Origin of the sequence: Falsiroseomonas sp. E2-1-a20, from assembly GCF_051433195.1 — a bacterium.
Lineage (GTDB): Bacteria > Pseudomonadota > Alphaproteobacteria > Acetobacterales > Acetobacteraceae > Falsiroseomonas.
Genome location: NZ_JBHMFT010000007.1, coordinates 199,312 through 221,596, shown reverse-complemented (window position 1 = coordinate 221,596; position 22,285 = coordinate 199,312). Strand labels below are relative to the sequence as shown.

General features: G+C 66.5%; 28 protein-coding genes. All 28 read left to right on the top strand.

Annotated features, from left to right (window positions below; all coding sequences use genetic code 11):
* Positions 1–3 precede the first annotated feature (3 nt).
* The 28 genes from rplA to rpmD all read left to right on the top strand — a co-directional run bounded on the left by rplA (position 4) and on the right by rpmD (position 22,285).
* A complete protein-coding gene (gene rplA, locus ACFHPP_RS11765) occupies positions 4–702 on the top strand; it encodes a 50S ribosomal protein L1 (RefSeq protein WP_437163433.1) in 699 nt (232 codons plus the stop codon).
* A 292-nt stretch (positions 703–994) separates the two neighbouring features.
* Positions 995–1,525 carry a 50S ribosomal protein L10 gene (gene rplJ / locus ACFHPP_RS11760; RefSeq protein WP_430669101.1) on the top strand — a complete coding sequence of 177 codons (531 nt, stop codon included), beginning with the start codon at positions 995–997 and terminating at the stop codon, positions 1,523–1,525.
* A gap of 96 nt (positions 1,526–1,621) precedes the next feature.
* Positions 1,622–1,999 carry a 50S ribosomal protein L7/L12 gene (gene rplL, locus ACFHPP_RS11755; RefSeq protein WP_430669100.1) on the top strand — a complete coding sequence of 126 codons (378 nt, stop codon included), beginning with the start codon at positions 1,622–1,624 and terminating at the stop codon, positions 1,997–1,999.
* A gap of 235 nt (positions 2,000–2,234) precedes the next feature.
* Positions 2,235–6,422, top strand: coding sequence for a DNA-directed RNA polymerase subunit beta (rpoB, locus tag ACFHPP_RS11750; RefSeq protein ID WP_437163432.1), 4,188 nt, complete (start codon positions 2,235–2,237; stop codon positions 6,420–6,422).
* Between the two features lie 100 nt (positions 6,423–6,522).
* Positions 6,523–10,698, top strand: coding sequence for a DNA-directed RNA polymerase subunit beta' (rpoC, locus tag ACFHPP_RS11745; RefSeq protein ID WP_437163431.1), 4,176 nt, complete (start codon positions 6,523–6,525; stop codon positions 10,696–10,698).
* 279 nt (positions 10,699–10,977) lie between these two features.
* Positions 10,978–11,349, top strand: a complete 372-nt coding sequence (gene rpsL, locus ACFHPP_RS11740) for a 30S ribosomal protein S12 (protein ID WP_430669097.1) — start codon at positions 10,978–10,980, stop codon at positions 11,347–11,349.
* Between the two features lie 11 nt (positions 11,350–11,360).
* A complete protein-coding gene (gene rpsG / locus ACFHPP_RS11735; protein ID WP_430669096.1) occupies positions 11,361–11,837 on the top strand; it encodes a 30S ribosomal protein S7 in 477 nt (158 codons plus the stop codon).
* A 56-nt stretch (positions 11,838–11,893) separates the two neighbouring features.
* Positions 11,894–13,081, top strand: coding sequence for an elongation factor Tu (gene tuf / locus ACFHPP_RS11730; protein ID WP_437163430.1), 1,188 nt, complete (start codon positions 11,894–11,896; stop codon positions 13,079–13,081).
* 32 nt (positions 13,082–13,113) lie between these two features.
* Positions 13,114–13,422, top strand: coding sequence for a 30S ribosomal protein S10 (rpsJ, locus tag ACFHPP_RS11725; protein WP_027285682.1), 309 nt, complete (start codon positions 13,114–13,116; stop codon positions 13,420–13,422).
* Positions 13,423–13,445: 23 nt separating this feature from the next.
* Complete coding sequence (gene rplC, locus ACFHPP_RS11720) at positions 13,446–14,171, top strand: 50S ribosomal protein L3 (RefSeq protein ID WP_437163429.1); 726 nt, start codon at positions 13,446–13,448, stop codon at positions 14,169–14,171.
* 11 nt (positions 14,172–14,182) lie between these two features.
* On the top strand, positions 14,183–14,827 hold the full coding sequence (rplD, locus tag ACFHPP_RS11715; RefSeq protein WP_437163442.1) for a 50S ribosomal protein L4: 645 nt from the start codon (positions 14,183–14,185) through the stop codon (positions 14,825–14,827).
* A gap of 32 nt (positions 14,828–14,859) precedes the next feature.
* The gene (locus ACFHPP_RS11710) at positions 14,860–15,156 is read left to right on the top strand and encodes a 50S ribosomal protein L23 (protein ID WP_437163441.1); all 297 of its coding nucleotides are present in this window, start codon (positions 14,860–14,862) and stop codon (positions 15,154–15,156) included.
* Positions 15,157–15,160: 4 nt separating this feature from the next.
* Positions 15,161–15,994, top strand: coding sequence for a 50S ribosomal protein L2 (rplB, locus tag ACFHPP_RS11705; RefSeq protein WP_430669280.1), 834 nt, complete (start codon positions 15,161–15,163; stop codon positions 15,992–15,994).
* A 5-nt stretch (positions 15,995–15,999) separates the two neighbouring features.
* A complete protein-coding gene (gene rpsS / locus ACFHPP_RS11700) occupies positions 16,000–16,278 on the top strand; it encodes a 30S ribosomal protein S19 (RefSeq protein WP_430669093.1) in 279 nt (92 codons plus the stop codon).
* Positions 16,279–16,282: 4 nt separating this feature from the next.
* Positions 16,283–16,687, top strand: coding sequence for a 50S ribosomal protein L22 (rplV, locus tag ACFHPP_RS11695; protein WP_430669092.1), 405 nt, complete (start codon positions 16,283–16,285; stop codon positions 16,685–16,687).
* 1 nt (position 16,688) lies between these two features.
* Positions 16,689–17,366, top strand: a complete 678-nt coding sequence (rpsC, locus tag ACFHPP_RS11690) for a 30S ribosomal protein S3 (RefSeq protein WP_437163428.1) — start codon at positions 16,689–16,691, stop codon at positions 17,364–17,366.
* A gap of 12 nt (positions 17,367–17,378) precedes the next feature.
* Entirely contained in the window at positions 17,379–17,804 is a 426-nt protein-coding gene (gene rplP, locus ACFHPP_RS11685; protein ID WP_216837909.1) for a 50S ribosomal protein L16, read from the top strand.
* Between the two features lies 1 nt (position 17,805).
* Positions 17,806–18,021: a 50S ribosomal protein L29 gene (gene rpmC, locus ACFHPP_RS11680; RefSeq protein WP_437163427.1), complete on the top strand. Its 216-nt coding sequence runs from the start codon at positions 17,806–17,808 to the stop codon at positions 18,019–18,021.
* 12 nt (positions 18,022–18,033) lie between these two features.
* Entirely contained in the window at positions 18,034–18,351 is a 318-nt protein-coding gene (gene rpsQ / locus ACFHPP_RS11675; RefSeq protein ID WP_437163426.1) for a 30S ribosomal protein S17, read from the top strand.
* Between the two features lie 12 nt (positions 18,352–18,363).
* Positions 18,364–18,732, top strand: coding sequence for a 50S ribosomal protein L14 (gene rplN / locus ACFHPP_RS11670; RefSeq protein ID WP_430669088.1), 369 nt, complete (start codon positions 18,364–18,366; stop codon positions 18,730–18,732).
* Positions 18,733–18,736: 4 nt separating this feature from the next.
* Positions 18,737–19,057, top strand: a complete 321-nt coding sequence (gene rplX / locus ACFHPP_RS11665; protein ID WP_430669087.1) for a 50S ribosomal protein L24 — start codon at positions 18,737–18,739, stop codon at positions 19,055–19,057.
* 173 nt (positions 19,058–19,230) lie between these two features.
* The gene (rplE, locus tag ACFHPP_RS11660) at positions 19,231–19,764 is read left to right on the top strand and encodes a 50S ribosomal protein L5 (RefSeq protein ID WP_430669279.1); all 534 of its coding nucleotides are present in this window, start codon (positions 19,231–19,233) and stop codon (positions 19,762–19,764) included.
* A gap of 51 nt (positions 19,765–19,815) precedes the next feature.
* Positions 19,816–20,121, top strand: coding sequence for a 30S ribosomal protein S14 (gene rpsN / locus ACFHPP_RS11655; RefSeq protein ID WP_430669086.1), 306 nt, complete (start codon positions 19,816–19,818; stop codon positions 20,119–20,121).
* 12 nt (positions 20,122–20,133) lie between these two features.
* Positions 20,134–20,532, top strand: a complete 399-nt coding sequence (rpsH, locus tag ACFHPP_RS11650; RefSeq protein ID WP_430669085.1) for a 30S ribosomal protein S8 — start codon at positions 20,134–20,136, stop codon at positions 20,530–20,532.
* Between the two features lie 14 nt (positions 20,533–20,546).
* A complete protein-coding gene (gene rplF / locus ACFHPP_RS11645) occupies positions 20,547–21,080 on the top strand; it encodes a 50S ribosomal protein L6 (protein WP_437163425.1) in 534 nt (177 codons plus the stop codon).
* Positions 21,080–21,442 carry a 50S ribosomal protein L18 gene (gene rplR, locus ACFHPP_RS11640; protein WP_430669083.1) on the top strand — a complete coding sequence of 121 codons (363 nt, stop codon included), beginning with the start codon at positions 21,080–21,082 and terminating at the stop codon, positions 21,440–21,442. The genes rplF and rplR overlap by 1 nt, the downstream gene beginning before the upstream one ends.
* Positions 21,443–21,453: 11 nt before the next feature.
* Complete coding sequence (gene rpsE, locus ACFHPP_RS11635; RefSeq protein WP_430669082.1) at positions 21,454–22,098, top strand: 30S ribosomal protein S5; 645 nt, start codon at positions 21,454–21,456, stop codon at positions 22,096–22,098.
* Positions 22,091–22,285 carry a 50S ribosomal protein L30 gene (gene rpmD, locus ACFHPP_RS11630; protein WP_430669081.1) on the top strand — a complete coding sequence of 65 codons (195 nt, stop codon included), beginning with the start codon at positions 22,091–22,093 and terminating at the stop codon, positions 22,283–22,285. The genes rpsE and rpmD overlap by 8 nt, the downstream gene beginning before the upstream one ends.

Sequence of the window (22,285 nt, the reverse complement as noted above, 5' to 3'; positions counted from 1 at the left end):
GCCATGGCAAAGCAGGGAAAGCGCCTCAAGGCGATCGTCTCCAGCCTCGACCAGAACAAGAACTACGCGCTGGATGAGGCCATCAAGCTGGCCAAGTCGAACGCCAAGGCGAAGTTCGACGAGACCATCGAGATCTCGATGAACCTCGGCATCGACCCCCGCCATGCGGACCAGATGGTGCGCGGCGTGGTCGGCCTGCCGAACGGCACCGGCAAGACCGTGCGCGTCGCTGTTTTTGCCCGTGGCGCGAAGGCCGAGGAAGCGCTGGCTGCCGGTGCCGACGTGGTCGGCGCGGACGACCTGGCCGCCGCCGTGCAGGAAGGCAAGATCGACTTCGACCGCTGCATCGCCACGCCGGACATGATGGCGCTGGTCGGTCGCCTGGGTAAGGTGCTCGGCCCGCGCGGCCTGATGCCGAACCCGCGCCTCGGGACCGTGACCATGGACGTCAAGGGCGCGGTGACCGCGGCCAAGGCCGGCCAGGTGGAGTTCCGCGCCGAGAAGGCGGGCATCGTGCATGCCGGCATCGGCAAGGCGAGCTTCGAGGCCGACAGCCTGCTGGCCAATGCGCGCGCCTTCATCGACGCGATCCAGAAGGCCCGCCCGACCGGCGCCAAGGGCACCTACGTGAAGAAGGTGTCGCTGAGCTCGTCCATGGGCCCGGGCCTCAAGGTCGACATCGCCACGCTGACCGCGGGCTGACGAAATTCGGCGCCCCTGGGGCGCCGGGCAGGGCGGGGGCCTCGGTCCCTGTCCGAACCTGTCGGAGACCTCCTGTGGCGCGACCCGGCTTCGGCCGGTCCGCCTTGAAGCGGCGCCCGCCGCGCAGGTGAGAGATGGGGTGCCGAGAAGTTCCGCCGGACCACGCGCTGCGGCGCGCGGCACGGTTTGGCTTGGTAGGTCCCGTTCCAGCAGGCCTTTCGGGGTGGTTCCCACCCCGCGCTTGAACCGGCCGTCGCCCTTCCAAAAGGCACGGCCAAATTCGGAGACGGACGTGGACCGTACGGAAAAGCAGGCCTTCGTGCAGGGCCTGCAAACGGTGTTCGCGGAGACGTCCTTCGTCCTCGTCAGCCAGAACAAGGGCCTGACGGTGGCGGATGCGACGACGCTGCGGCGGCGGATGCGGGAAGCCGGTGCGACCTACAAGGTCGCGAAGAACCGGCTGGCCGCGCTCGCCCTCGATGGCACCAGCTTCCAGGGCATCTCGCCGCTGCTGAAGGGCCCGACCGCGCTTGCGTGGTCGCGGGACCCGGTGGCGGTGGCGAAGACCGCCGTGGATTTCGCCAAGGTGAACGACAAGTTCGTCATCCTTGGCGGGGCGCTCGGGACCCAGACGCTGGACGCCGAAGGCGTCAAGGCGCTGGCCGCCCTGCCGTCGCTCGAGACCCTGCGCGCGCAGCTTCTGGGCCTGATCCAGACGCCGGCGACGCGGATCGCGGGCATTCTGCAGGCTCCTGGCTCGCAGCTCGCGCGGGTATTCGCCGCGTATGCCAAGAAGGACGAGGCGGAGGCGGAGGCGGCGTAAGCCCCCCTGCCACCCTCATGATCGGACCAGGCGGGAAGGGTTCCCGCTTCGGTCTTGCAAATACCAAGCCAAGCTATTAGATCGAAGGACATTGACATGGCCGAACTCGCAAAGCTCGTCGAAGAGCTCTCCAGCCTGACCGTTCTGGAAGCTGCTGAGCTCTCCAAGATGCTGGAAGAGAAGTGGGGCGTTTCCGCCGCGGCTCCGGCCGCAGCGGCAGCGGCGCCTGCGGCTGCGGCCGCGGCCGCCCCGGTCGAGGAGAAGACGGAATTCACCGTTACCCTGAAGGCCGCCGGCGACAAGAAGATCAACGTGATCAAGGAAATCCGCACCATCACGGGTCTCGGGCTGAAGGAAGCCAAGGACCTGGTCGAGGGTGCGCCGAAGGTCGTGAAGGACTCGGTGAACAAGGACGAAGCGGCCAAGATCAAGAAGGTGCTGGAAGAGAACGGCGCCGTGGTCGAGATCAGCTGAGGTCGCTGCGCGCCCAACCTCACCCCTCCGGGCGGGGGCGGGTGCGCGAAATCCCGCCGGCGGGCCTTTGGCTCGCCGGCGGGCGACATATCTGCGGGAACGGGCGGGACTCCCATCTGGGAATCCCGCCCGCGACCGCGTTTGACGATGGCGCCCCGCCGCTCCAGGCGAGGCGAATTGGCAGGAATCCTCCGGGCGCGGTGCGTCTCCGGCAGGTACGGGAAGCGGGACAGGCATGAACGCTATCGCGAAGACGTTCACCGCGCAGAAGCGCATCCGGCGGTCTTTCGGGCGCCTGCCCGAAGTCGCCCCGATGCCCAACCTCATCGACGTGCAGCGCGCCTCCTACGAGGCCTTCCTGCAGATGGGCGTTGACCCGGATGTGCGCCTGCACGCCGGGCTGCAGGAGGTCTTCAAGTCGGTCTTTCCGATCGACGATTTCGGTGGCCGGGGCCGGCTGGAATTCGTCCAGTACGAGCTCGAGGAGCCGAAATACGACGTCGAGGAATGCATCCAGCGCGGCCTGACCTTTGCCGCCCCGCTCAAGGTGCGCCTGCGCCTGATCGTCTGGGACGTGGATGAGGACACGGGCTCTCGTTCCGTGCGCGACATCAAGGAGCAGGATGTCTACATGGGCGACATGCCGCTCATGACGGACAACGGCACCTTCATCGTCAACGGCACCGAACGCGTCATCGTCTCCCAGATGCACCGTTCGCCGGGCGTGTTCTTCGACCACGACAAGGGTAAGACGCACAGCAGCGGCAAGTACTTGTTCGCCGCGCGGGTCATTCCCTACCGCGGCAGCTGGCTGGATTTCGAGTTCGACGCCAAGGACATCTGCTACGTCCGCATCGACCGCAAGCGCAAGCTTCCGGCGACGACGCTGCTCTATGCGCTGGACAGCGCCTGGACCCAGCAGCAGCGCGCGGAGCGTGCCGCGGCCGGCCTGCCGCCGCTCGAGATCAACGAGATCCGCGGCATGGACGCCGAGGAGATCCTGAACGTCTTCTACGGCCAGGTGGTCTTCGCGCGCGGCCCGAAGGGCTGGTCGCGCCCGTTCGATCCGGATGCGTTCCGCGGCATCAAGCTGCAGGAGCCGCTGGTCGACGCCCGCACCGGCGAGGTGGTGGCTGAGAAGGACGTCAAGATGACGCCCCGCGCCGCCCGCAAGATTGCCGAAGGCGGCACGACCGAGGTGCTGGTCGGCCGCATGGACCTGCTCGGCCGATACGTCGCCGAGGACATGGTCAACATGGAGACCGGCGAGATCTGGGCCGAGGCCGGCGAGGAGCTGACCGAGCCGAAGCTCGCCGCGATCGAGGAAGCCGGGCTGGACCGCCTGGCGACGCTGGCCATCGACCAGTCCGCCGGCCCCTGGATGCGCAACACGCTGGCCGTCGACAAGAACGGCAACCGCGAAGAAGCGCTGATGGACATCTACCGGGTGATGCGCCCCGGTGAGCCGCCGACCGCCGACACCGCGGAGACGCTGTTCCGCGGCCTGTTCTTCGACAGCGAGCGCTACGACCTGTCGGCCGTCGGCCGCGTGAAGATGAACATGCGCCTCGGCTTCTCCGCCGAGGAGGTGCCGGACACGCAGCGGACCCTCCGCAAGGAGGACATCGTCGCCACGATGCGCGTCCTGCTGCAGCTCAAGGACGGCAACGGCTCCATCGACGACATCGACAACCTGGGCAACCGCCGGGTGCGCTCGGTCGGCGAGCTGATGGAGAATCAGTACCGCGTCGGCCTGCTGCGGATGGAGCGCGCGATCAAGGAGCGCATGGGGTCGGTCGACATCGACACCGTCATGCCGCACGACCTGATCAATGCGAAGCCGGCCGCGGCCGCGGTGCGCGAGTTCTTCGGCAGCAGTCAGCTTTCCCAGTTCATGGACCAGACCAACCCGCTGTCCGAGGTGACGCACAAGCGCCGCCTCTCGGCGCTTGGCCCGGGAGGCCTGACCCGCGAGCGTGCCGGCTTCGAGGTGCGCGACGTGCACCCGACGCATTACGGCCGCATCTGCCCGATCGAGACGCCGGAAGGCCCGAATATCGGCCTTATCAACTCGCTGGCGACCTTCGCCAAGGTGAACAAGTACGGCTTCATCGAGACGCCGTACCGCCTGGTGAAGAACGGGCAGGTGGTCGGCGCGCCGCGCTACCTCTCCGCCATGGAGGAGGAGCGCCTGGTGGTGGCGCAGGCCGATGCCGGGCTGGATGCCGATGACAAGCTCACCGGCGAGCTGGTCAGCGTGCGCGACGGCGGCGACTTCCGGTTGGTGAAGCCGGAGGAAGTGACGGCGATCGACGTCTCGCCGAAGCAGCTGGTTTCCGTCGCCGCGGCACTGATCCCGTTCCTTGAGAACGACGACGCCAACCGCGCGCTGATGGGCTCCAACATGATGCGCCAGGCGGTGCCGCTGATCCAGGCGGATGCGCCTCTTGTCGGCACCGGCATGGAAGCGGCGGTGGCACGCGACAGCGGTGCCACCATCGTGGCCAAGCGCGACGGCGTGGTGGACAGCATCGACGGCGCGCGCATCGTCGTGCGGGCGACGGGCGATGACGGCACCACGCGCGGCGTCGACATCTACCGCCTGCGCAAGTTCATGCGCTCCAACCAGTCCACCTGCATCAACCAGCGCCCGCTGGTGAAGGTGGGTGACCGCGTGGCGGCCGGCGGCATCATTGCCGACGGGCCATCCACCGAGTTCGGTGAGCTGGCGCTCGGGCGCAACGCGCTGTGCGCCTTCATGCCGTGGAACGGCTACAACTTCGAGGACAGCATCCTCATCAGCGAGCGGATCGCGCGCGACGACGTCTTCACCTCGATCCACATCGACGAGTTCGAGGTGAACGCCCGCGACACCAAGCTGGGCCAGGAGGAAATCACCCGCGATATTCCGAACGTGGGTGAGGAGGCGCTGCGCAACCTCGATGAGGCCGGCATCGTCTACATCGGCGCGGAAGTTCAGCCGGGCGACATCCTGGTGGGCAAGGTGACGCCGAAGGGCGAGAGCCCGATGACGCCGGAGGAAAAGCTCCTCCGCGCCATCTTCGGCGAGAAGGCCTCCGACGTACGCGATACGTCGCTGCGGCTGCCGCCGGGTGTGGCGGGCACGATCGTCGATGTGCGCGTGTTCAGCCGCCGCGGCGTCGACAAGGACGAGCGCGCCATGGCGATCGAGCGTTCCGAGATCGAGCGCCTGGCCAAGGACCGCGACGACGAGAAGGCGATCCAGGAACGCAGCTTCCATTCGCGGATGCGAGAACGCCTGATCGGCCGCAAGGCCTCGGGTGGCTTCCGCGGCGTGAAGGCCGGCACCGAGATCAACGACGAGGTGCTGGACCAGTTCGCCAAGCAGACCTGGCGCCAGATCGGCGTGCAGGACGATGCGGCGATGGCCGAGATCGAGTCGCTGAAGCGGGAGTTCGACGCCGCCGTTGAGCGCCTGCAGAAGCGCTTTGAATCGAAGGTCGAGAAGCTGCAGCGCGGCGACGAGCTGCCGCCGGGCGTGATGAAGATGGTCAAGGTCTTCGTGGCCGTGAAGCGCAAGCTGCAGCCGGGCGACAAGATGGCCGGCCGCCACGGCAACAAGGGCGTCGTCTCCCGCGTGGTTCCGATCGAGGACATGCCGTTCCTCGAGGATGGCAAGCCGGTGGACCTGGTGCTGAACCCGCTCGGCGTGCCGTCGCGCATGAATGTCGGGCAGATCCTGGAGACCCATCTGGGCTGGGCCTGCGCCAACATGGGCCGGCAGATCGGCGAGATGGTCGAGGAGTATCGCCGTGGCGGTGCCATGCGCGAGGAGCTCATGGCCAAGCTTCGCGAGGCCTATGACGAGGAGACCGTGGTTCGCGAGATCGAACCGATGGACGACGACCAGCTGATCGAGCTGTGCGAGAACCTGAAGAAGGGTGTGGCGATTGCGACGCCGGTCTTCGACGGCGCCCGCATGGCGGATATCGAGGGCATGCTGACGAAGGCGGGCCTCGACAAGTCCGGCCAGGTCTGGCTGCACGATGGCCGCTCGGGCGAGAAGTTCGAGCGCAAGGTCACGGTCGGCTACATCTACATGCTGAAGCTGCACCACCTGGTGGACGACAAGATCCACGCGCGGTCCATCGGGCCGTACAGCCTGGTGACCCAGCAGCCGCTGGGCGGCAAGGCGCAGTTCGGCGGACAGCGCTTCGGCGAGATGGAGGTGTGGGCGCTGGAAGCCTACGGCGCCGCCTACACGCTGCAGGAGATGCTGACGGTGAAGTCGGACGACGTGTCCGGCCGCACCAAGGTGTACGAGGCCATCGTCCGCGACCAGGACAACTTCGAGGCCGGCGTGCCGGAATCCTTCAACGTGCTGGTGAAGGAACTGAAGTCCCTGGGCCTGAACGTCGACCTGGAAAACCGCCCGACCTGATCGGGCGGCGTGCTTCCCCGCGCTGCCGGAAGGTGGCGCGGCTCTCTCCCTTTTCGTGGCGCGAGGCGGGCACGCTGGCGCGCCGGACGGAGTGGACCGCATGAATGAGCTGATGAAGATTCTGGGCCAGACCGGCCAGCAGATGACCTTCGATCAGATCCGCATCTCGATCGCCTCGCCGGAGCAGATCCGCTCCTGGTCCTATGGCGAGATCAAGAAGCCGGAGACGATCAACTACCGCACCTTCAAGCCGGAGCGGGACGGGCTGTTCTGCGCCCGCATCTTCGGGCCGATCAAGGACTACGAGTGCCTGTGCGGCAAGTACAAGCGCATGAAGTTCCGCGGCATCATCTGCGAGAAGTGCGGCGTGGAGGTGACGCTGGCCAAGGTGCGCCGTGAGCGCATGGGCCACATCGAGCTTGCCTCGCCGGTCGCGCATATCTGGTTCATGAAGTCGCTGCCCTCGCGCGTCGGCCTGATGGTCGACATGTCGCTGAAGGAGCTGGAGAAGGTCCTCTACTTCGAATCCTACGTGGTGCTGGAGCCGGGCCTGACCGACCTCAAGCTGCACCAGCTGCTGACCGAGGACCAGTTCCAGAACAAGCAGGACGAGTTCGGCGAGGACGCCTTCAGCGTCGGCATCGGCGCGGAAGCGGTGAAGCAGATGCTGGCCGCCATCGACCTGCAGAAGGAAGCCGCCCAGCTTCGCGCCGACCTCAAGGAGACCACCTCCGAGGCCAAGCGCAAGAAGCTGGTGAAGCGTCTGAAGATGCTGGAGAGCTTCGGGGAGGGCGGCGCCCGTCCGGAGTGGATGATCCTCGACGTCGTGCCGGTGATCCCGCCGGAGCTGCGCCCGCTGGTGCCGCTGGACGGTGGCCGCTTCGCGACCTCCGACCTGAATGACCTGTACCGCCGCGTCATCAACCGCAACAACCGCCTGAAGCGGCTGATTGAACTGCGCGCGCCGGACATCATCGTGCGCAACGAGAAGCGCATGCTGCAGGAGGCCGTGGACGCGCTGTTCGACAACGGCCGCCGTGGCCGCGCCATCACGGGTGCCAACAAGCGCCCGCTGAAGTCGCTGTCGGACATGTTGAAGGGCAAGCAGGGCCGCTTCCGCCAGAACCTGCTGGGCAAGCGCGTCGACTATTCGGGTCGTTCGGTCATCGTGGTGGGTCCGGAGCTGAAGCTCCATCAATGCGGGCTCCCCAAGAAGATGGCCTTGGAGCTGTTCAAGCCGTTCATCTACTCAAAACTCGAAAAATACGGCCACGCCACCACCATCAAGGCCGCGAAGCGGATGGTGGAGAAGGAGCGGCCGGAGGTGTGGGACATCCTCGAGGAGGTCATCCGCGAGCACCCGGTCCTGCTGAACCGCGCGCCGACGCTGCACCGCCTGGGCATCCAGGCCTTCGAGCCGGTGCTGGTCGAGGGCAAGGCGATCCAGCTGCACCCGCTGGTCTGCACCGCCTTCAACGCGGACTTCGACGGTGACCAGATGGCCGTGCACGTCCCGCTGTCGCTGGAAGCGCAGCTGGAAGCGCGCGTGCTGATGATGTCCACCAACAACATCCTCAGCCCCGCCAACGGCAAGCCGATCATCGTGCCGTCGCAGGACATCGTGCTGGGCCTGTACTACCTCTCGCTCGAGACGCCCGAGTTCAAGGTGGCTGAGGAGCAGAAGGCCCCGGCCTACGCCTCGATCGGGGAGATCGAGCAGGCGCTGGCTGCAGGCGCGATCAACCTGCACAGCAAGATCCGCGCACGTCGCAAGGCCGCCGACAAGGACGGCAACATCGTCACCGAGCGTGCGGTGACGACCGCCGGCCGCATGTTCATGGGCGCGCTGCTGCCGCTGCATCCGGCGGTGCCGTTCTCGCTGATCAACCGGCAGTTGACCAAGAAGTCGATCTCGGACGTGATGGACGCGGTGTATCGTCACTGCGGCCAGAAGGAATCGGTGATTTTCGCGGACCGCCTGATGGGCCTCGGCTTCCGTCACGCGGCCAAGGCCGGCATTTCCTTCGGCAAGGATGACATGGTCATCCCCGACACGAAGAATGCGATGATCGGCAACACGAAGGACCAGGTGAAGGAGTTCGAGCAGCAGTACCTCGACGGCCTCATCACCGCGGGCGAGCGCTACAACAAGGTGGTCGACGCCTGGTCGCGCTGCACCGAGGAAGTCGCGCAGGCGATGATGAAGGAGATTCAGAAGGAGGAGATCGGCAAGCCCGCCAACTCCGTCTGGATGATGTCGCATTCCGGCGCGCGTGGTTCGCCGGCGCAGATGCGCCAGCTCGCCGGCATGCGCGGCCTGATGGCCAAGCCCTCGGGCGAGATCATCGAGCAGCCGATCATCTCGAACTTCAAGGAAGGCCTGACTGTCCTCGAGTACTTCAACTCGACCCACGGCGCCCGGAAGGGTCTCGCGGACACCGCGTTGAAGACGGCGAATTCGGGCTACCTGACGCGGCGCCTGGTCGACGTGGCGCAGGACTGCATCATCGTCGAGGATGATTGCGGTACGGAGCGTGGCATTACCGTGCGCGCCGTGATGGATGGTGGCGAAACGGTGTCCTCGCTGTCCGAGCGCATCCTGGGCCGGACGACGCAGGAGAACGTCATCGACCCGGCGGACGGCTCGGTGCTGGTGAAGATCGGCACACTCGTTGAGGAGCCGGAGGCCGAGCTGATCGAGAAGGCCGGCGTGGAGGGGGTGAAGATCCGTTCCGTGCTGACCTGCGATGCGCGCGTCGGCGTCTGCGCCATGTGCTACGGGCGCGACCTCGCCCGCGGTACCCCGGTGAACACCGGCGAGGCGGTCGGCGTTATCGCGGCGCAGTCGATCGGCGAGCCGGGCACGCAGCTGACGATGCGCACCTTCCACATCGGTGGCGCGGCGCAGCGTGGCGCGGAGACCTCGGCGGTCGAGGCGATCGCGGACGGCACGGTGAAGTTCCTGAACCGCCAGGTCGTCACCACCAGCCAGGGCGCGACCATCGTCATGGCCCGCAACTGCGAAGCCGTGCTGCACGATGCCAATGGGCGGGAGCGTGGGCGCAACCGCGTTCCCTACGGCGCCAAGCTGCTGGTGGAGGAGGGTGAGGCCGTCACGCGCGGCCAGAAGGTGGCCGAGTGGGACCCCTTCACCCTGCCGATCATCACCGAGAAGAACGGCAAGGTGGAGTTCGGCGACCTGCTCGAGAACGTCACCCTGATGGACCGCATGGACGAGGTGACGGGCCTGAGCTTCAAGGAGGTTGTCGAGTACAAGTCGACCGGCCGCAGTGCCGACCTCCGTCCCCGGCTGATCCTGCGCGACGCCGGTGGCAACGTGGTGAAGCGCGACAACGGTGCCGAAGCCATCACGGTGCTGCCGCCTGGCTCGATCCTTTCCGTCGAGCACGGCAGCGAGGTCCGGATCGGCGACGTGATCGCGCGGATGCCGCGCGAATCGTCGAAGACGCGCGACATCACCGGCGGCCTGCCGCGGGTGGCGGAGCTGTTCGAGGCGCGGCGCCCGAAGGACGCGGCGATCATCGCCGACGTCGATGGGCGCGTGGAGTTCGGCAAGGACTACAAGGCCAAGCGGCGTATCCTGGTGGTGCCGGAGCAGGTGGGCGACGAGCCCTCCACGCCCCGGGAGTACCTGGTGCCGAAGGGCAAGCACGTGTCCGTCCAGGAGGGCGACTATGTGAAGGCCGGCGACCCGCTGGTCGACGGACCGCGCGTTCCGCACGACATCCTGCGGGTGCTGGGCGTGGAGGCCTTGGCCAACTACCTGGTGAACGAGGTGCAGGACGTCTACCGACTGCAGGGCGTGAAGATCAACGACAAGCACATCGAGGTCATCGTCCGGCAGATGCTGCAGAAGGTCGAGATCCTGGATCCGGGTGACACGACCTACCTGGTGGGCGAAACGGTGGAACGAATCGAGTTCGAAATCGAGAACGAGAAGCGCATCTTCGCCAAGGAACGCCCGGCGCGTGCCGAGCCGGTGCTGCAGGGCATCACCAAGGCCTCGCTGCAGACCACCTCCTTCATCTCGGCGGCTTCGTTCCAGGAGACGACCCGGGTGCTGACCGAGGCCGCGACGGCGGGCAAGGTGGATAACCTGATGGGCCTGAAGGAGAACGTCATCGTCGGGCGCCTGATCCCGGCGGGTACGGGCTCCGTCATGAACAAGCTGCGGGCGGTGGCGGCGCAGCGGGACCGGGGGCGCCTGCCGGCTTCTCCGGCGCCGCTGGCGGGTCCTGCGCGGGCTGCGGAGTAGCCATGCGGGTGGCGCCCCGGGGGACCCCCGAAAGGCGCCACTTCGCTTGACTCAACCAGGCGCGCCGGATATTAGGCGCGACCTTGGTCGGATGTGGCGCAGCCTGCGCCGGTACGGCCGGGCTGATATTGGTCTCCAGCGACGCGCTTCCGGAACCGCTCCAACAGGAGCCTAGGCCGGGGGTCGGACAGGTGCCCGCAGGGAAGTGCCACTTGGCCTTCCACGCGGGCCGCTCTGTTTGCGGTGCCGGGACAGACGAGACGAGCACGAAGGGGCGTCATGCCGACGATCAACCAGCTCATCGCCCACGGGCGTGAGCCTATCGCGAAGCGGAACAAGGTTCCGGCCCTGCAGGGCAGCCCGCAGAAGCGGGGCGTCTGCACGCGCGTCTACACGACCACGCCGAAGAAGCCGAACTCGGCGCTTCGGAAGGTCGCGAAGGTGCGCCTGACGAACGGCTACGAGGTCGTGAGCTACATCCCGGGCGAGGGTCACAACCTGCAGGAGCACTCCGTAGTGCTGATCCGCGGCGGGCGCGTGAAGGACCTTCCGGGCGTTCGCTACCACATTCTGCGCGGCGTGCTCGACACGCAGGGCATTGCCAAGCGTCGCCAGCGCCGGTCGCTGTACGGCGCCAAGCGGCCGAAGTGAGGAACTGAGACATGTCGCGCCGCCATAGCGCCACCAAGCGCGAAGTCCTGCCGGACCCGAAGTTCGGCGACCTCGTGCTGAGCCGTTTCATGAACGTGCTGATGTACGACGGCAAGAAGAGCACCGCCGAGGGCATCGTCTACGCTGCCATGGACACGCTGAAGCGTCGTGGTGGCGCCAACGCCGATCCGCTGGGCGTGTTCCATCAGGCGATGGACAACGTGAAGCCTGCCGTCGAGGTGCGCTCGCGTCGCGTCGGTGGTGCCACCTACCAGGTGCCTGTCGAGGTCCGGCCGGAGCGGCGCCAAGCGCTTGCGATCCGCTGGCTCATCGACAGCGCCCGCAAGCGTGGCGAGCACACGATGGAAGACCGCCTGTCTGCGGAGTTGATGGATGCCGCGAACAACCGCGGTTCCGCCGTCAAGAAGCGCGAAGACACGCACCGTATGGCCGAAGCCAACAAGGCCTTCAGCCACTATCGCTGGTAAATCTGCGCTTCAACGCGCACCGCTGGTAACGCGATCCGATCTGAGGATTTGACATCATGGCCAAGGCGAAATTCGAGCGGAACAAGCCGCACTGCAACATCGGCACGATCGGGCACGTGGACCACGGCAAGACGTCGCTGACGGCGGCGATCACGAAGATCCTGGCGAAGACGGGCGGTGCGACGTTCACGGCGTACGACCAGATCGACAAGGCGCCGGAGGAGCGTGCGCGCGGGATCACGATCTCGACGGCGCATGTGGAGTACGAGACGGCGAACCGGCACTACGCGCATGTGGATTGCCCGGGCCACGCCGACTACGTGAAGAACATGATCACCGGCGCGGCGCAGATGGACGGCGCCATTCTCGTCGTCTCGGCGGCGGATGGTCCGATGCCGCAGACGCGGGAACACATCCTGCTGGCGCGCCAGGTGGGCGTGCCGGCGCTGGTGGTGTTCCTGAACAAGGTGGACATGGCGGACCCGGATCTTCTCGAACTCGTCGAGATGGAAGTCCGGGAATTGCTGTCGTCCTACCAGTTCCCGGGCGACGACATTCCGATCATCCACGGCTCGGCGCTGATGGCGCTGGAGGACAAGCGGCCGGAGATCGGCGAGCAGGCGGTGCTGAAGCTGATGGAGGCGGTGGACGCCTACATTCCGCAGCCGGTGCGGGCGCTGGACCGTCCGTTCCTGATGCCGGTGGAGGACGTGTTCAGCATCTCGGGCCGCGGCACGGTGGTGACCGGGCGGGTCGAGCGCGGCATCGTCAAGGTGGGCGAGGAGATCGAGATCATCGGGTTGAAGAACACGGTGAAGTCGGTGGTGACGGGCGTCGAGATGTTCCGCAAGCTGCTGGACAGCGGGCAGGCGGGCGACAACATCGGCGCCCTGCTGCGCGGCATCAAGCGCGAGGATGTGGAGCGCGGGCAGGTGCTGGCGGCGCCGGGCTCGATCACGCCGCACACCGGCTTCTCGGCCGAGGCGTACATCCTGACGAAGGAGGAAGGCGGGCGGCACACGCCGTTCTTCACGAACTACCGTCCGCAGTTCTACTTCCGGACCACGGACGTGACCGGGATCGTGAAGCTGCCGGAAGGCGTCGAGATGGTGATGCCGGGCGACAACGTGACGATGGATGTCGAGCTGATCGCGCCGATCGCCATGGATGAGGGGCTGCGGTTTGCCATCCGCGAAGGCGGCCGCACCGTCGGCGCCGGCGTCGTCGCCAAGATCGTCAAGTAAGCGACGACAGAAGGGATACGGGCCAGAGCGCCATGGACAGCCAGAACATCCGCATTCGCCTGAAGGCGTTCGATCACCGCGTGCTGGATGGCAGCACGCGGGAGATCGTCAACACGGCCAAGCGGACGGGTGCGCGGGTGCGCGGGCCCATCCCGCTGCCGACGCAGATCGAGCGTTTCACCGTCAACCGTTCGCCGCACGTCGACAAGAAGTCGCGCGAGCAGTTCGAGATTCGTACGCATCGTCGCCTGCTTGATATCGTCGATCCCACCCCGCAGACCGTGGACGCGCTGATGAAGCTCGATCTGGCCTCCGGCGTGGACGTCGAGATCAAGATCTGACCGACGGTATAAGGACCGACATTATGTCCATCACAGGCCGTCAGGTTACGGGCCGTTCCGGGCTGATCGCCCGGAAGCTGGGGATGACCCGGCTTTTCAATGAGGACGGTTCCACCGTCCCTGTCACCGTTCTGCATGTCGATGACGTGCGGGTTGTTGCGCAGCGCACGATGGAGAAGGACGGCTACGTCGCCGTCCAGATCGGCATCGGCCACGCGAAGCCGAAGAACGTCACCAAGCCGCAGAAGGGGCACTTCGCGAAGGCCGGCGTCGATGCGCCGCGCAAGACCGTGGAGTTCCGCGTGGCGGAGGACGCGACGCTTGCCCCAGGGACGAAGCTCGACATCGGGCACTTCGTTGTGGGCCAGAAGATCGACGTGACCGGCGTGACGCAGGGCAAGGGCTTTGCCGGCGCCATGAAGCGCTGGAACTTCTCCGGTCTCGAAGCCTCGCACGGCGTCTCGGTCAGCCACCGTTCGCACGGCTCGACCGGCAACCGCCAGGACCCCGGCAAGACCTTCAAGAACAAGAAGATGGCTGGTCACCTCGGTGTCGAGCGCGTGACGACGCAGAACCTCGTGATCGCCGGGCATGACGCGGAACGCGGCCTGTTGCTGGTGAAGGGCGCGATCCCGGGCTCGAAGGGTGGCTATGTGCTGGTGCGCGATGCGGTGAAGCGTGCGCGCCATGCCGACGCGCCGTATCCCGCAGGCGTGGCTGCGGCTGGCGAAGCTGGGGCGCAAGGGTAAGAATCATGGCGATCCAGCTTCCTGTCATCACTCTCGACAACACGCCGGCCGGCGAGATCGAGCTTTCGGAGGCGCTGTTCGGCGCCGCGCCGCGGGCCGACATCATGGCGCGGGTTGTTCATTGGCAATTGGCCAAGCGTCGCGCCGGGACCCACAAGGTCAAGGGCATGGGCGAGGTTTCCGGCACGACCAAGAAGCCGTACCGGCAGAAGGGCACCGGCAACGCGCGCCAGGGCTCGCTGCGGGCACCGCAGTACCGCAAGGGTGGCATCGTGCACGGCCCGGTCGTGCGCAGCCACGAATACAATCTAAACAAGAAGGTCCGTCGTCTCGGCCTGATCTGTGCGCTGTCCGCCAAGGTCGCGGCCGGCAAGCTGATCGTGCTGGACGCGGCGGCCGCGGGCGATGATGCCAAGACGTCGGCGATGGTGGCGCAGCTGAAGAAGCTGGGCTGGGACAGCGCGCTGGTCATCGATGCGACGGTGGATGCGGGCTTCGCCCGCGTCACCCGCAACATCCCGAAGATCGACGTGCTGCCGACGATCGGCGCCAATGTGTACGACATCCTCAACCACGACGTGCTGGCGGTGACGCGGGCCGGGCTTGAGGCTCTGGCCGTTCGGCTCAGCGGCGCGAAGAAGGAAGCTGAGGCATGAGCGAGACGGCACCCAAGCCGCGCGGCAAGGTCCTGTCCGCGGAGCGCCTGTACCAGGTGATCCTGGCGCCGGTGGTGACGGAAAAGGCGACGCGCCTGAACGAGAGCAGCCAGGTGACCTTCAAGGTGACCCTGGATGCGACCAAGCCGGAAATCCGGCAGGCCGTCGAGAAGCTGTTCGCCGTCAAGGTCGAGGCGGTGAACACGCTCGTGATGAAGGGCAAGACCAAGCGGTTCCGCGGTCGCAAGGGCCAGCGTTCCGATTGGAAGAAGGCGGTGGTGCGGCTTCACGCCGGCCAGACCATCGACCTCACGACGGGGCTTGCGTGACGCCATGGCATTGAAGAATTTCAACCCTGTTACGCCTTCGCTGCGCGGCACGGTCCTGGTGGACCGTTCCGACCTTTGGAAGGGCAAGCCGGTCAAGGGGCTGACGGAGGGCAAGTCGCACTCCGGCGGCCGCAACAACCATGGCCGCACGACGGTCCGGTTCCGGGGCGGCGGACACAAGCAGTCCTACCGCATCGTCGACTTCAAGCGCCGCAAGTATGATGTGGCCGCGGTTGTCGAGCGCCTGGAATACGACCCGAACCGCTCGGCCTGGATCGCGCTGCTGAAGTATGCGGATGGCGAGTTGGCCTACATCATTGCGCCGCAGCGCCTGAAGGCGGGCGACAGCGTGGTGTCGGGCGAGAAGGTCGACATCAAGCCGGGCAACGCGATGCCGCTGGCCAACATCCCGGTCGGCACCATCATCCATTGCCTGGAGATGAAGCCCGGCGCCGGTGCCAAGATCGCACGCTCGGCTGGCACCTTCTGCCAGCTGGTCGGCAAGGATGCCGGCTACGCGCAGGTCAAGCTGATGTCCGGAGAGGTTCGCCTGGTGCGGGCCGAGTGCATGGCCGCCATCGGCGCCGTGTCGAACCCGGACAACAGCAACCAGCAGATCGGCAAGGCTGGCCGGACTCGTTGGATGGGCTTCCGCCCGCATGTCCGCGGCGTGGTCATGAACCCCGTCGACCACCCGCATGGTGGTGGCGAAGGCCGGACCTCCGGTGGCCGCCATCCGGTTACCCCGTGGGGCAAGCCCACCAAGGGTGCCAAGACCCGTAACAACAAGCGTACGGACCGGCTCATCGTCCGGCGCCGCAACGCGACGAAGGGCTGACGGCAATGTCGCGCAGCGTCTGGAAGGGGCCGTTCGTCGACGGCTACCTGCTCAACAAGGCAGAGGCGGCTCGTGCCTCCGGCCGGAACGAGGTCATCAAGATCTGGTCCCGCCGCAGCACGATCCTGCCGCAGTTCGTGGGTTTGGTGTTCGGCGTGTACAACGGGAAGAAGTTCATCCCGGTGCAGGTGAACGAGAACATGGTCGGGCACAAGTTCGGGGAGTTCTCGCCGACGCGTACCTTCACCGGGCACTCGTCCGACAAGAAGGCGAAGCGGGGCTAACGCCATGAGCAAGCCGAAGCACGAGCGCGGGCTCGAAGAAACCGAAGCGCAGGCCGTCACGAAGAACATTCGTGTCAGCCCGCGGAAGCTGAACCTGGTGGCGGGGTTGATCCGCGGCCGCACGGCGCAGGACGCCGTCGCGACGCTGACCTTCTCCAAGCGCCGCATCGCACAGACGGTGAAGAAGACGCTCGAGAGCGCCATCGCCAACGCGGAGAACAACCACTCCCTGGATGTCGACCGCCTGGTCGTAACCAAGGCCGAGGTTGGTCGTGCGGTGGTGATGAAGCGCTTCCACGCGCGTGGTCGCGGCCGCTCCTCGCAGATCGAGAAGTGGTTCAGCCATCTCAAGATCGTGGTGGCGGAGCAGACCATCGCCCCGCCGGCGGCACAGCAGGAGGCCGCGTAACATGGGTCACAAAGTCAATCCGATCGGGCTCCGGCTCGGCATCAACCGCACATGGGACAGCCGCTGGTTCGCGGAAGCCGACTATGCGCGGATGCTGCACGAGGACCTGAAGCTGCGCCGTACGCTGCGTGAGCGCCTGAAGGGCGCCGGCGTATCGCGCGTCGTGATCGAGCGTCCCGGCAAGAAGCCGCGCGTGACCATCCATGCCGCCCGGCCTGGCGTGGTCATCGGCAAGAAGGGCGCGGATATCGAGAACCTGCGCAAGGACCTGGCGAAGATGGCAGGGGCCGAAGTGTCCCTGAACATCGTCGAGATCCGCAAGCCAGAGATCGACAGCACGCTGGTCGCCGAGAGCATCGCGCAGCAGCTGGAGCGCCGCGTGGCGTTCCGCCGTGCGATGAAGCGCGCCGTGCAGTCCGCCATGCGCCTCGGCGCCGGCGGCATCCGCATCAACTGCTCCGGCCGGCTTGGCGGGGCGGAGATCGCGCGGATGGAGTGGTACCGCGAGGGCCGCGTTCCGTTGCACACGCTTCGTGCCGATATCGATTACGGCGTCGCCACGGCGAAGACCACCTACGGCACCTGCGGTGTCAAGGTCTGGATCTTCAAGGGCGAAGTCATGGCCCATGATCCGATGGCGCAGGACAAGCGCGCCGCGGAACAAGCGCCGCAGCGCTGAGAGTAAAGTATCATGCTTCAGCCTAAGCGCACGACGTTCCGCAAGGCCCACAAGGGCCGCATCAAGGGCATCGCCCGTGGTGGATTCACCCTGACCTTCGGTGGCTTCGGCCTGAAGGCGCTGGAGCCCGAGCGGGTGACGGCGCGGCAGATCGAGGCGGCACGACGCGCCATCACGCGCGCCATGAAGCGCCAGGGCCGGGTCTGGATCCGCATCTTCCCGGATGTGCCCGTCTCGACGAAGCCGGCCGAAGTCCGCATGGGCTCGGGCAAGGGCGCGCCGGAATACTGGGTGGCACGGGTCAAGCCGGGCCGCATCATGTTCGAGCTGGACGGGGTCTCCGGCGAAATCGCGCGCGAGGCGCTCGAACTCGGGGCGGCGAAGCTGCCGATCAAGACGAAGATCGTGACGCGCCTCGGCGCCACGGCGGAGGCCTGAGATGGCGCAGACAAAGATCGCGGACGTTCGGGCGAAGTCCCCGGACGAGCTGCAGGAGATGCTGGTGAACCTGCGGAAGGAGCAGTTCAACCTGCGCTTCCAGCGGGCCACCGGTCAGCTTGAGGCGACGGGTCGCATCAAGGAAGTTCGCCGGGATATCGCGCGGGCGAAGACGATCATGACCGAGCGCGTCCGCGGCTCGGCGAAACAAGCTTAAGGGGTTCGGGCGATGCCGAGGCGCGTCCTCACGGGCCGGGTGGTCAGCGACAAGACCGACAAGACGATCACCGTCTTGGTCGAGCGTCGCGTGATGCATCCGCTCTACAAGAAGTTCATCCGCCGTTCCAAGAAGTACGCAGCGCATGACGCGGCGAACCTCTGCAAGGAAGGCGACCTGGTGTCGATCGAGGAATGCCGCCCGATCAGCAAGAACAAGTCCTGGCTGGTGATTGCGCGCAACGGCGATGCGGTCGAGCGTCCGGAGGGCTTTGCCGCCCCGGTCGTCGCTGCCGCACCGTCTGCCGACGCGCCGGCTTCGGCAGGCTGAGGCGGACCCACCATGATCCAGGTCGAATCCAATCTCGAAGTCGCCGACAACTCCGGTGCGCGTCGCGTCCAGTGCATCAAGGTGCTGGGTGGGTCTAAGCGCCGGACCGCGTCGGTCGGTGACATCATCGTCGTTTCCGTCAAGGAAGCGATTCCCCGCGCCAAGGTGAAGAAGGGCGAGGTGCACCGCGCCGTCATCGTCCGCACGGCCTATCCCGTGCGGCGCATCGACGGCACGGCCATCCGCTTCGACGGCAACGCCGCGGTGCTGATCAACAAGCAGGGCGAGCCGATCGGGACCCGTATCTTCGGACCGGTCGTGCGCGAGCTGCGTGGGAAGAAGTTCATGAAGATCATCTCGCTGGCGCCGGAGGTCCTGTAAGGCCATGGCCGCGAAGATCAAGAAGGGCGACAAGGTCGAGGTTCTGACCGGTCGCGACAAGGGCAAGAAGGGCGATGTCATTCGCGTCGTGCCCGAGGAGAGCCGCGCCTTCGTGCAGGGCGTGAACATGGTGAAGCGCCACACCAAGCCGCAGGGCATGGGCAAGCCGGGCGGCATCGTCGAGAAGGAGGGGCCGATCCATCTCTCCAACCTGGCGCTGCTCGATCCGGTCTCCGGCAAGGCGACGCGGGTTGGCTTCAAGGTGCTGGAAGACGGCCGCAAGGTCCGTGTGGCCAAGCCCTCGGGCGAGGTGATTGACCGATGAGCGACTCGAAGAAGGGCAACAAGCCCGGCACGAAGGGCGGCAAGTCCACGCCGCCGAAGAAGTCCAACGCGCCGGCCGCCGCCAAGGGTGGCGAGCAGCGCGTTGCGCCGGCCTCGCCGGCCGCAGTTGCGAATCCCGGCGAGGCGAAGGCGTCGCCCGCCGAGCAGCCGCGCATGCGGCGCCGCTACGAGGACGAGATCCGCAAGGCCCTGTCTGCCGAGTTCGGCTACAAGAACCCGATGCAGGTGCCGAAGCTGGAGAAGATCGTCATCAATATGGGCGTGGGCGAAGCCGCCGGCGACCAGAAGAAGCTGGATGCGGCGGTGGCCGACCTGATGGCCATCAGCGGCCAGAAGCCGGTGAAGACCAAGGCGCGCAAGGCTATCGCGGGCTTCAAGATCCGCGAAGGCCAGGCGATCGGTTGCAAGGTCACGCTGCGCAAGGCCCGGATGTTCGAGTTCCTCGACCGCCTGGTGACCATTGCGCTGCCGCGGGTGCGGGACTTCCGGGGCATCCCCGGGAACCGCGGCTTCGATGGCCGTGGCAACTATGCCATGGGTCTCAAGGAACAGATCGTGTTCCCGGAGATCAACTACGACAAGGTCGACGTGGTGCGCGGCATGGACATCCAGTTCGTGACGACGGCGAAGACCGACAAGGAAGCCAAGGCGCTGCTCAAGGCGTTCGACCTTCCTTTCGCAAACTGATTTGGAAAACCGCCTGGCACGCCAGGCAGGTTCCGGAGGATTTTAGACGGCATGGCCAAGACCTCGTCTGTCATGAAGAACAAGCGTCGTGAACGGCTCGCGAAGCTGCATGCGCCCAAGCGCGCCGCCCTCAAGGCGGTGGTGATGGATCGCGAGCTGCCGGTCGAGGAGCGCTTCGAAGCGACGCTGAAGCTGGCGCAACTGCCGCGCAACGGCGCGCAGAACCGCGTCCGCCTGCGTTGCGAGCTGACCGGTCGTCCCCGCGGCAACTACCGCAAATTCAAGCTGAGCCGTAACCAGCTCCGCGATCTGGCCAATCAGGGTCAGATTCCGGGGCTGGTTAAGGCCAGCTGGTAAGGAGGGCCGCGAATGTCGCTGTCCGATCCGTTGGGTGACATGCTCACCCGTATCCGCAATGCCCAGCGCGCACGGCAGAGCCGCTGCGTCGCCCCGGCATCCCGCCTGCGGGAGAATGTGCTCGATGTGTTGAAGCGCGAGGGCTACATCCGCGCCTTCGCCACCGAGCAGCTTCGCCCTGGCATCAAGGTGATCAGCATCGAGCTGAAGTATTCCGAAGGCGAGCCCGCCATCAAGGAAATCGCGCGCGTGTCCAAGCCGGGCCGCCGCGTCTATTCCAAGATTGCGGAGCTGCCGAAGTTCTACTCCGGCCTCGGCATCTCGATCCTGTCCACGCCGAAGGGCGTGATGAGCGACAATGAGGCCCGCGCTGCCAATGTTGGCGGCGAAGTCCTCTGTCGCGTGTTCTGACGGGAGGATCAATCATGTCTCGCGTCGGCAAATACCCGGTCCCGGTTCCGGCAGGCGTCCAGGTGGCGCTGCAGGGCCGCAAGGTCGTGGCCAAGGGCAAGAATGGCGAGCTGTCGCTCGACCTGACGGAAGAAGTGGACGTCACCATCGAGGGTGGCGAGGTCGCGGTGGCGCCGCGTGGGGCGGACCGCAAGTCCCGCACCATGTGGGGCACCACCCGCAGCCTGATCCAGAGCATGGTGACCGGCGTTTCCACCGGCTTCACCCGCAACATGGAAATCACCGGCACCGGCTATCGTGCGGCGGTGCAGGGGAAGGAGCTCGTGCTCAACCTCGGCTACAGCCACGACATCCGCTATCCGATCCCGGCGGGCATCAAGATCACCTGCGAGAAGCCGACCTCCATCAAGGTGGAAGGCGCCGACAAGCGCCAGGTCGGCCAGGTGGCCTCTGAGATCCGCGCGTATCGCGGCCCGGAGCCCTACAAGGGCAAGGGCGTGCGCTACGACAACGAGGTGATCCTCCGGAAGGAGGGTAAGAAGAAGTAATGGCCAACAAGCTCGCATTGATGGAGCGCCGCCGTTCGCGCGCGCGCTACCAGATCAAGATGAAGTCGGGCGGCCGCGTGCGGCTCTCGGTCTTCCGTTCGGGCAAGCACATCTACGCCCAGGTCATCGACGACAAGGCCGGCCGCACCGTGGCCGCCGCCTCGTCGATCGAGAAGCCGATGCGTGATGAGCTGAAGACCGGCGCCGACAAGGGCGCGGCCGCAGCAGTTGGCAAGCTGGTGGCGGAGCGCGCGCTCGCCGCCGGTGTCGTGGAAGTGGTGTTCGATCGCGGGCCGTATCTCTATCACGGCCGCATCAAGGCACTCGCGGAGGCAGCCCGCGAGGGCGGCCTCTCCTTCTGAGGAGTTCGGGAATGGCACGTGAACCCAGGAGCGGCGAGGGCGGCGGTGGCGGTGGCGAGGGCGGCGATCGCCGTCGTGGCCGCGGTCGCGACCGCAACGAGAACCGGCAGGATCGGTCCGACGGCGATGAGCTGAAGGACAAGCTGGTCACCATCAACCGCGTGGCCAAGGTGGTGAAGGGCGGTCGTCGCTTCAGCTTCGCCGCGCTGGTCGTGGTTGGCGACCAGAAGGGTCGAGTGGGCTGGGGCGCCGGCAAGGCGCGCGAGGTTCCGGAGGCGATCCGCAAGGCGACGGAGCGTGCCAAGCGCACGATGATCCGCGTGCCGATGCGCGAGGGTCGCACCCTGCACCACGACCAGGTCGGCGAGTTCGGCGCGGGTCGCGTGATCCTGCGCGCCGCACCGGCCGGTACCGGCATCATTGCCGGCGGTCCGATGCGCGCGGTGTTCGAGACGCTGGGCATGGGCGACGTCGTCGCCAAGTGCACCGGCACGACGAACCCGCATAACATGGTGAAGGCGACCTTCGCCGCGCTCGGCCGCTGCACCAGCCCGCGGGCTGTGGCGGCGCGTCGTGGCAAGAAGGTGTCGGACCTGATGGGTCCGCGCAAGGACGCCGTGGCCGAGGGCGCGGCGCCGGAGGCGACGAATGTCTGAGGCGAGCAAGAAGACCGTGAAGGTGACCCAGACCGGGTCGCCGATCGGCCGCAAGCCAGGTCAGCGCGAGACGCTGATCGGGTTGGGCCTGAACAAGATCCGTCGCACGAGCGAGCTGGAGGACACTCCGGCCGTTCGTGGCATGATCCGGAAGGTCGCCCATCTGATCAAGGTGGACGGTGAATAA